The 7483-nt window shown below is 60.1% G+C and carries 8 protein-coding genes and 1 tRNA gene; 6 read left to right on the top strand and 3 right to left on the bottom strand.

Going from position 1 to position 7483, the window contains the following annotated elements:
* Positions 1-889, bottom strand: an 889-nt coding sequence (locus WBP53_RS11100) for a M28 family metallopeptidase (protein ID WP_423928881.1), incomplete at its 3' end; no start/stop codon positions are given.
* Positions 890-1296: 407 nt separating this feature from the next.
* Here WBP53_RS11100 and msrB point away from each other — a divergent pair.
* The 4 genes from msrB (at position 1297) to WBP53_RS11080 (ending at position 3560) form a co-directional block, all read left to right on the top strand.
* Positions 1297-1833, top strand: a complete 537-nt coding sequence (gene msrB / locus WBP53_RS11095) for a peptide-methionine (R)-S-oxide reductase MsrB (protein WP_423928879.1) — start codon at positions 1297-1299, stop codon at positions 1831-1833.
* A gap of 9 nt (positions 1834-1842) precedes the next feature.
* Positions 1843-2529: a peptide-methionine (S)-S-oxide reductase MsrA gene (gene msrA / locus WBP53_RS11090; protein WP_423928877.1), complete on the top strand. Its 687-nt coding sequence runs from the start codon at positions 1843-1845 to the stop codon at positions 2527-2529.
* Between the two features lie 93 nt (positions 2530-2622).
* Positions 2623-3348, top strand: coding sequence for a DUF1499 domain-containing protein (locus WBP53_RS11085; protein WP_423928875.1), 726 nt, complete (start codon positions 2623-2625; stop codon positions 3346-3348).
* Positions 3349-3359: 11 nt separating this feature from the next.
* Complete coding sequence (locus WBP53_RS11080; RefSeq protein WP_423928873.1) at positions 3360-3560, top strand: PspC domain-containing protein; 201 nt, start codon at positions 3360-3362, stop codon at positions 3558-3560.
* A gap of 109 nt (positions 3561-3669) precedes the next feature.
* On the opposite strand, the gene WBP53_RS11075 is transcribed toward WBP53_RS11080, so the two are convergent.
* Both WBP53_RS11075 and WBP53_RS11070 read right to left on the bottom strand, forming a co-directional pair.
* Positions 3670-3745, bottom strand: a tRNA-Ala gene (locus WBP53_RS11075).
* Between the two features lie 182 nt (positions 3746-3927).
* Complete coding sequence (locus WBP53_RS11070; protein WP_423928871.1) at positions 3928-5013, bottom strand: ribonuclease D; 1086 nt, start codon at positions 5011-5013, stop codon at positions 3928-3930.
* A 117-nt stretch (positions 5014-5130) separates the two neighbouring features.
* Between WBP53_RS11070 and WBP53_RS11065 the strand changes: the two genes are divergently transcribed.
* Both WBP53_RS11065 and WBP53_RS11060 read left to right on the top strand, forming a co-directional pair.
* On the top strand, positions 5131-7044 hold the full coding sequence (locus WBP53_RS11065; RefSeq protein WP_423928869.1) for an SUMF1/EgtB/PvdO family nonheme iron enzyme: 1914 nt from the start codon (positions 5131-5133) through the stop codon (positions 7042-7044).
* 79 nt (positions 7045-7123) lie between these two features.
* The coding region (locus WBP53_RS11060) for a hypothetical protein (RefSeq protein WP_423928867.1) at positions 7124-7483 on the top strand (360 nt) is incomplete at its 3' end.

Genomic DNA, 7483 nt, shown 5'->3' with positions numbered 1-7483 from the left:
ATCCGATCATGTCCATGGTAACAACCGCTTGAAGCTTGTTGATGTCACCGCTGCCTTGCAGCGACTGAACATGCGCCTTGCTGCCATACAGGCCCTGTTCTTCTCCCGCATAACACATGAACAGAATGCTGCGTTCAGGCTTGAATGCCAGCAGGGCGCGAGCAACCTCGATGACTCCCGAACAGCCGGAGGCGTTGTCCTCTGCACCTGGTGTATCAGTCGTCGAGCTCAGGCTTATGTTGCGCGAATCATAGTGGCCGCCAACTATGATCCATTCATCGGGAGCGCGTGTTCCAGTCCAGCGCCCGATCACGTTATTGACGCTGATCTGACCACCGCCGGCCCCTGGCATCGTGAATGCGGGCGCGCTGACCTCAAGGCCGAGTGATGCAAATTGAGTTTCGATCCAGGCTCGGGACAAGGCCAGTTCCGGACCGTAGCTGGAGCGATCCCAACTGGCCAGGGTTTCGACATCGCTGAACCAGCGCGCACCATTGACTGAATTGACCACAGGCAGGATTAGCGGGTCCGGGGCAGCGCCCATGGGCTCCGGCCGGTATCGCCACGCGATGATGCTGTTTTGCTCCACCTCGCGCCAGACGCTTTCATGGCCGGTGCTGTCGGACAGGGTCGGCAATGACTCCTCAGGCCCGAACAGGCGCAACTCCCAGCGTCCACCTTGTGCAATCAAGCTGCCAGGCGTAGGCGTTGAATGCACGCAGCCACGTCCGTGCAGGCGCAATCGATCCAGATTGAACCCGTTCACGGTGCCGAGGGTCTTGTCGGCTGGCACACGTGCGAGCAATTCACCTGCATCACCAACCACGACCAGTTGATCACCAAGCTCGATCCACCAGCGCACGTGTGAATCCTGCTTCAGTGTATTCAACGCGGCCGTGCTGGATGTCGCTATGTCCACAACGATTGCGCTTTGCTGAACGGGCTCGGGTAGGCTGGGGGGAAGCTCCATGATTGGCATCGCGAGGCCTTGGTTTCGAGTTTGGCATGGCGCCATGCAAGGGCATTCGAATGGGAATTCGATGCCCGCGTGACCGCACAGTGTAAACCGATGACTTCAATAGCCGCATTTCGCATGCAATGGATCGGTAGCTGACCCGGTCTCTTGCGCTTGACCACGCTGCCATTGGGCTGTTGCCATTGGACTATCGTGGTGACAGGACGATGCGGCTCCCTCCCCATGAGACGCATCCATGGCGGGTGCTGATGCGAAGTTCGATCGCATGCGGCTACCTTCGCGGCAATGCCCTGGATTTGCTCTGCTTCCGGAGAAAATGAATGAATAGACGTTCCCTCTTGCGTAGTCTTGGCACCTTGATTGCGCTGCCGTTGCTGCCCTCCTGCTCGAGAGCAACCGAGGCGGAAACGGCGCCAGCCGCTGCTGCTGGCGCATCTGCGATCGTTCCATTGAACAAGCCGCATGAAGAATGGCGCGGTCTGGTCAGCGCAGCTGCCTATGCCGTGTTGTTCAACGAGGATACGGAACGAGCAGGCAGCAGTCCGCTGAATGACGAGAAGCGAGTTGGCACGTATGTCTGCGCCGCCTGCTATCTGCCGCAGTTCAATAGCGCCGCCAAGTTCGAGAGCGGGACGGGCTGGCCAAGCTTCACCCAGCCGATCGAAGGGCATGTCGCTACGAGCAAGGACTACAAGCTGGTCTGGCCTCGCACCGAGTACCACTGTGCCCGTTGTGGAGGGCATCAGGGGCACGTATTTGACGACGGCCCGAAACCGCGTGGCGAGCGATGGTGCAACAACGGTGTTGCGCTCGTCTTTGTGCCGGAATCGCAGGCCCTGCCTGCATTGAGGGGCTGAAACATGAGCATGAGTTTGCGCAGCAGGTTGAGTCGCACGCTGCCGTTGACGATTCTGTTGATGGCGTTCGTGAGTGCATGTGCCGAACAAGCGGAAGACTCGTCTGCACCGGTCCTGCCGGGTGAGCAGGCGGCAGGTTCCTTGCCGGCATCGGCATCAGGTGCCGACGAAGCGGTAGCAATTTTTGCCGGCGGTTGTTTCTGGTGCATGGAGCCGCCGTTCGACAAATTGCCGGGCGTGAAATCGACGACGTCGGGCTATATCGGAGGGCGAACGCCGAATCCGAGCTATGAGCAGGTGTCATCTGGCGGCACCGGTCACGCCGAGGCGGTGAGGATCGTGTACGACCCGCGCACCGTCACCTACCAGGAACTTCTGGGCGTGTTCTGGCGCAACATCGATCCGTATGCCGTCAACTATCAGTTCTGCGACCACGGTGATCAGTATCGGTCAGCAATTTTCGCGCTGGATGCCGAGCAGCTGAAGCTTGCCGTGCAAAGCAAGCTGGAGCTCGAGGATGCGCAGCATTTCGGCAAGCCGCTTGCCACCCAGGTCGTTGCTGCCTCGACGTTCTATCCGGCCGAGGACTACCACCAGGATTACTACGTCAAGAATCCGGTGCGCTACAAGTACTATCGATACAGTTGCGGTCGCGACAAGCGTCTTGAACAGGTTTGGGGAACGCCTGCCCACTAAGCAGCGCAGTGGCCTGTTGTCGGATTCCGTGAAGGTTGCGGGCGGCTCGAATTGCGAGATACTGCGAGCCCGTCCCCGACTGGAAGTGCAAGCATGAAACGCGCACATATCCCCCTGTTGCTGGCCATTCTTGCGTTCGTGCTGTTGCTGGCCTCAGGGCCGGGCAGCAGGATGGACTGGTGGGAATTCCGTACCGGTTTCGCGCTGATGCGCTGGGCTGTTTACCTCGGTCTTGGTGCGACGGTTCTGGCTTTGCTGCTGCTGGTCATACCGCGTACGCGTCGTGGCAATGCCGCTACCCTGATGTTGGGTGCGGTGGTCGGAATTGCCGTTGTCGCTGTTCCGCTGTACGGGCTATCACAAGCCAAGTCGCTGCCAATGATCCACGATATCTCCACCGACACGCAGCGACCACCCGAATTCGTCGCTGTATTGCCATTGCGCGCCGACGCAGCGAATCCGTCCGACTACGGCGGTGCCGAAATCGCTTCACTGCAAGCGCAAGCCTACCCCGATATTCGTACCCAGACTCTGGACCTGGCGCCCTCCGAAGCTTTTGATCGCGCCGAGAAGGTGGCGCGTGAAATGGGCTGGGAAATCGTCGCTGCCGATCGCTCCGGCGGACGCATTGAAGCGACCGACACGACATTCTGGTTCGGCTTCAAGGACGATGTCGTTGTTCGCATAGAAGCCGAAGGCAGTGGCAGTCGTATCGATATTCGCTCGGTTTCCCGCGTCGGCCAAAGTGACGTGGGCAAGAATGCCAAGCGCATCAGCGCCTACGCGAAGGCCCTCGGCAGCAAGCCTGCGAGCGGTTAGACTCGGTACCCATGAACAAGCCAAGAAGTTTGTCCCGATCGCGTAGCGACCGAATGCTTGCCGGCGTAATGGGCGGAATCGCCCGACGTTTCGGCTGGAACTCGACCCTGGTCCGCGTGCTCTTCGTGATCGTCTCGATCGCGTCGGTCGCGTTTCCGGGCATCATCGTCTACCTGATCCTGTGGTTGCTGATTCCGGAGGAGATCGCCTGACACGCATTGAAGTGAAAATCCGAACCTGGTCTGGCGGAGACCTCGTGCTCGCCATCCGATTCTTCGATTGAAGCAATAAAAAAACCCGGCGATCGCCGGGTTTTTTTATTGGTGGAGCGAATGGGGATCGAACCCACGACCTTCGCATTGCGAACGCGACGCTCTCCCAGCTGAGCTACCGCCCCGATAGACGTTGGCAAGGGAGAGAATCCGGTTGGGGCCGGCTCCCAATACGTCAGTCGATCATATCGGATGGTCAGGATGTCGCCAAGCGAGGGCGGAATTTTCGCCCGGATGGCTTCAGCTTCCGTGGGGACATGTCAAGGCCGAATGGCCACTGGGGAACCCGCGGCACGCCATCGCTGCCTTACTCGCTCAGGTGTTCCATCAAGGCATCGTGCAGAATGGTCCTGCGCCAGCCTTCAAGTGCCGTCGGCCATCGGCGCGACAAGTACAGTGTTTCGAGATGCATGCGGGAACAAAGCAGGCCGTCCGGTATGTCCAGTTCCCTGGCGTTGGCAACTACGATCTCCTTGAGGGCGCGAATCATGCGTCGCTCCTCTCCGTCGGCAGAGGCCGGGATCGCATCGAATTCCAGTTCATCCGCAGTCAGTGGCTGGTGCAGCAACTCGAACAATTCGACACGTTCCGGTCCGCGCAGCGCACGCAGACCGCGGCAGCGCTCGGCCAGCTCATCGATGTTCGAGGGCGGACTCGAGCTCAGATCGAGGATGCGTGGATCATCCAGGATCCATGGACGCGGCTTGTCGATGCGCCTTGCTGTGGTTTCCCGCCAAAACAGGACGCGCCTAAGCAGTGCCTGTTGTTCGCGTGTCCATCCCGAAGCGCCTCGATAGCCGGTCTGCGGTTGTGGATCGATTTCCCGATTGCGTGCCCGCTCGAGCATGCGTGCGCAGTCCTCGGCATGCCATTCGCTGAATCCGCGCTGGGCCAGACGCGCCGAGAGATCGGCATGGATGACGGGGAGGTGGATGACATCCTGTGCCGCGTACTCGAGTTGCTGCGGGCTGAGCGGGCGACGTAGCCAGTCGGAACGCGTCTCGCCTTTTGGCAGATCCACCTCACAAACCGCCAGAACCAGCTTCTGGTAGCCCAGACCCGCGCCCAATCCAGCGAAAGCGGCGGCGATCTGGGTGTCGTACAAGGTGCCGATGCCGTTGGGCAGGATCGGACTGAGCGCATCGAGATCCTCACTGGCGCTGTGCATGACCGAGACGGTCTGCGTGTCTTCCAGACGAGAGGCAAGGCTGGCCATGTCGATGCCACCTATCGGATCGACCAGCGCTACCTGGCCCTCGATTTCGACCTGCACCAGAGCCAGTTTCGGCGCAAAGCTGTCCGTGCGCATGAATTCGGTGTCCAGGCCAATCAGCCGGCCGGGGCGGCTATTGAATTCGAGCAAGTTTTCGGTACGGTCAATCCATGCTGCCAAGATGTGCCTTCCTGTCGAGTTACGGGAGGTGAATGAGTGGAGTGATCGCGGTTGCGGACGCCTCCCGCGATAGCCTAAGGTGCTGGCACGCTGCTGTCAGCCTTTATGCCTGCGAAAATGCCCGGTACCGAGAACGTCAACAAGCAACGCAACCTTGGCGGAGCACTCGGCATCGTCGTGTTGTTGTTCGCGCTTGGCTACCGTTTCTTTCCCGGCATCCTGCATTTCGAGCCGCAAACGCAGGTCCAGACGAACACGACGGCGCCGCTGGGTGGCAAGCCATGGGTGATCGATCAGTCCACTCCGATGATTGTCCAGGAGCAGGAAGGTCAGCCCATCGTCGGAACAACGCTGGCCGAGGCGATTGCAATGGGCCCCCCCGCGCCCGTGACCAAGGAAGTGGCAGCGCTGCTCAAGTCTGCCCGCAGGCAGGAAGACGAGGGCAAGTTGTTTGAGCCGCCTGGCAACAATGCCGTTGGTCTGTATCGACAAGTGCTTGGCCTGGATCCGAACAATCCGGCCGCGCTGGATGCACTCGCGCGCATTGGTGGAGCCGTAAGGGACTGGTCCCTGGCCGCCCTTGAACGAGGTGATGAGGCGGAGGCCCAGCGCTACGCTGCGCAATTTGCGGATCTTCCGCATTCGGAAAATGAACTGGCAATCCTCCGCGCGCGGCTCAAGGTCTTGCGTGAAGTCATGCCCATGCTGACCGCTGCGGCAGAATTGCTCAAACAGAATCGGCTGATCGGCGAAGACAGCAACAACGCGCTGGCGGTGTATCGAAAGGTTCTTGAGATCGATCCGGCAAACCGTATCGCTGACGAAGGCCTTGGCTTGATCGAGAAAGGCTTCCTTGATCGGGCGCTGGATGCGGCGGCACAGGACGAATTTGCCAGTGCTGACGCGATTCTGGCTGAAGCTTCGTCCATCAGGCCCGGTTCCCAGGCTTTGCTTGATACACGCTCGCAGATCGAAGGGCTGCGTCGCCAGCGCGGTGAAACGGTACTTGCACAGGCGCGGTCGGCACTGGATGCCGGCAACGCGGATCTGGCCGAAACCCTGGCCCGGTCGGCACAGGCGATCAGTACCGATCTCGCCGGGCTGGATAATTTCAACGAGCGTCTTCGCAACGCACGTCTGTACGCGAATTTCGAACCGGGGCAGGTATTCAGCGATCGGTTCCTGGACACCACCGGAGTCGCGCCACCGGTTGTCGTCATCCCCGCTGGCGAGTTCGCCATGGGATCGCCTGCGGATGAGGAAGGGCATCGGGATGACGAGGAGCCGCAGCGCCAGGTCCGGATCATTACCGGCTTCGCAATGGGCCAGTCAGAAATCAGCGTGGCCGAGTTCCGCCAATTTGCGAGTTCCGTGGGCTATCGCAGCGATGCCGAGCGGCTGGGCACGGGTAGCGTTTACGATGAGAGCAGCGGACGCATGAATGACCGCCGTGGCATCGACTGGCGGCGTGACTACAAGGGCGATCGCGCCAGCGACAAGCTGCCGGTATTGAACGTCTCCTGGAACGACGCCAACGAATACGTGGAGTGGCTCTCGCAGCGCACCGGAAAACGCTACCGGCTGCCCAGCGAAGCCGAGTTTGAATATGTCCTGCGTGCCGGTTCGAGCACACGTTTCTGGTGGGGTGATGGTGATCCTCCAGGCGTGCTCACTAATGTCACGGGAGATGGCGATCGTTCGCCGAGCAAACGTAGCTGGGGGCGCGCTTTCGACCGTTACAACGATGGCTTCTGGGGGCCGGCGCCGGTGAAGAACTATCCGGCCAATCCGTTTGGCATCTACGATCTGGATGGAAATCTGTCCGAATGGGTGGATGATTGCTGGCACGACAACTACACGCGGGCGCCGCGCGACAGCAAGGCCTGGATCAATCCGGGTTGTGAGCGCCGCGTCATTCGTGGTGGATCGTGGGGAAGCTCACCTGAACAGGTGCGTTCTGCCTACCGTCTATCGGTGCCGGCCGACGCGCGCAGTGCACGAGTTGGCTTCAGGGTGGTTCGGGAACTGTAGTATTGGATGAAGGGGTTGCCTGGAACGAGGCTCGCCAATGGGCAGACGGGGCAGCGTTGGACAGAATGGGAGTTTGATCATGGGACCTTACGGCAATCGTTCCGCATCGATGAATGGCCAGCGCAGCCGGCGGGGACTCAAGCTCTGGCCGATACTGCTATTCGGCCTCTACTTTGCGTACTACTATTTCAGCAACAGCAATGACGCCGCATTTACCGGGCGCCACCAGTTGCTCGATACGACAGCACATGAAGAAGCTGCGCTTGGCCTGCAGTCCTATCGCGAAATACTTCAGCAGTCGAACGTTGTTCGCAGCGGAGAGTTGCCGCAACAGGTGCAGGATATCGCCCAGCGTTTGGTGACTGCTGCACCGAAGGTGGAAAAATACCTTGCCGAGACAAAGGGCACCCCGGCCGACACCGACTGGACTGCCTATGAA

The organism is Dokdonella sp. (assembly GCF_049593775.1).
GTDB lineage: Bacteria > Pseudomonadota > Gammaproteobacteria > Xanthomonadales > Rhodanobacteraceae > Dokdonella.
Note: the sequence above shows the minus strand (reverse complement) of the source record. Positions and strands in the feature narration are given on the sequence as shown.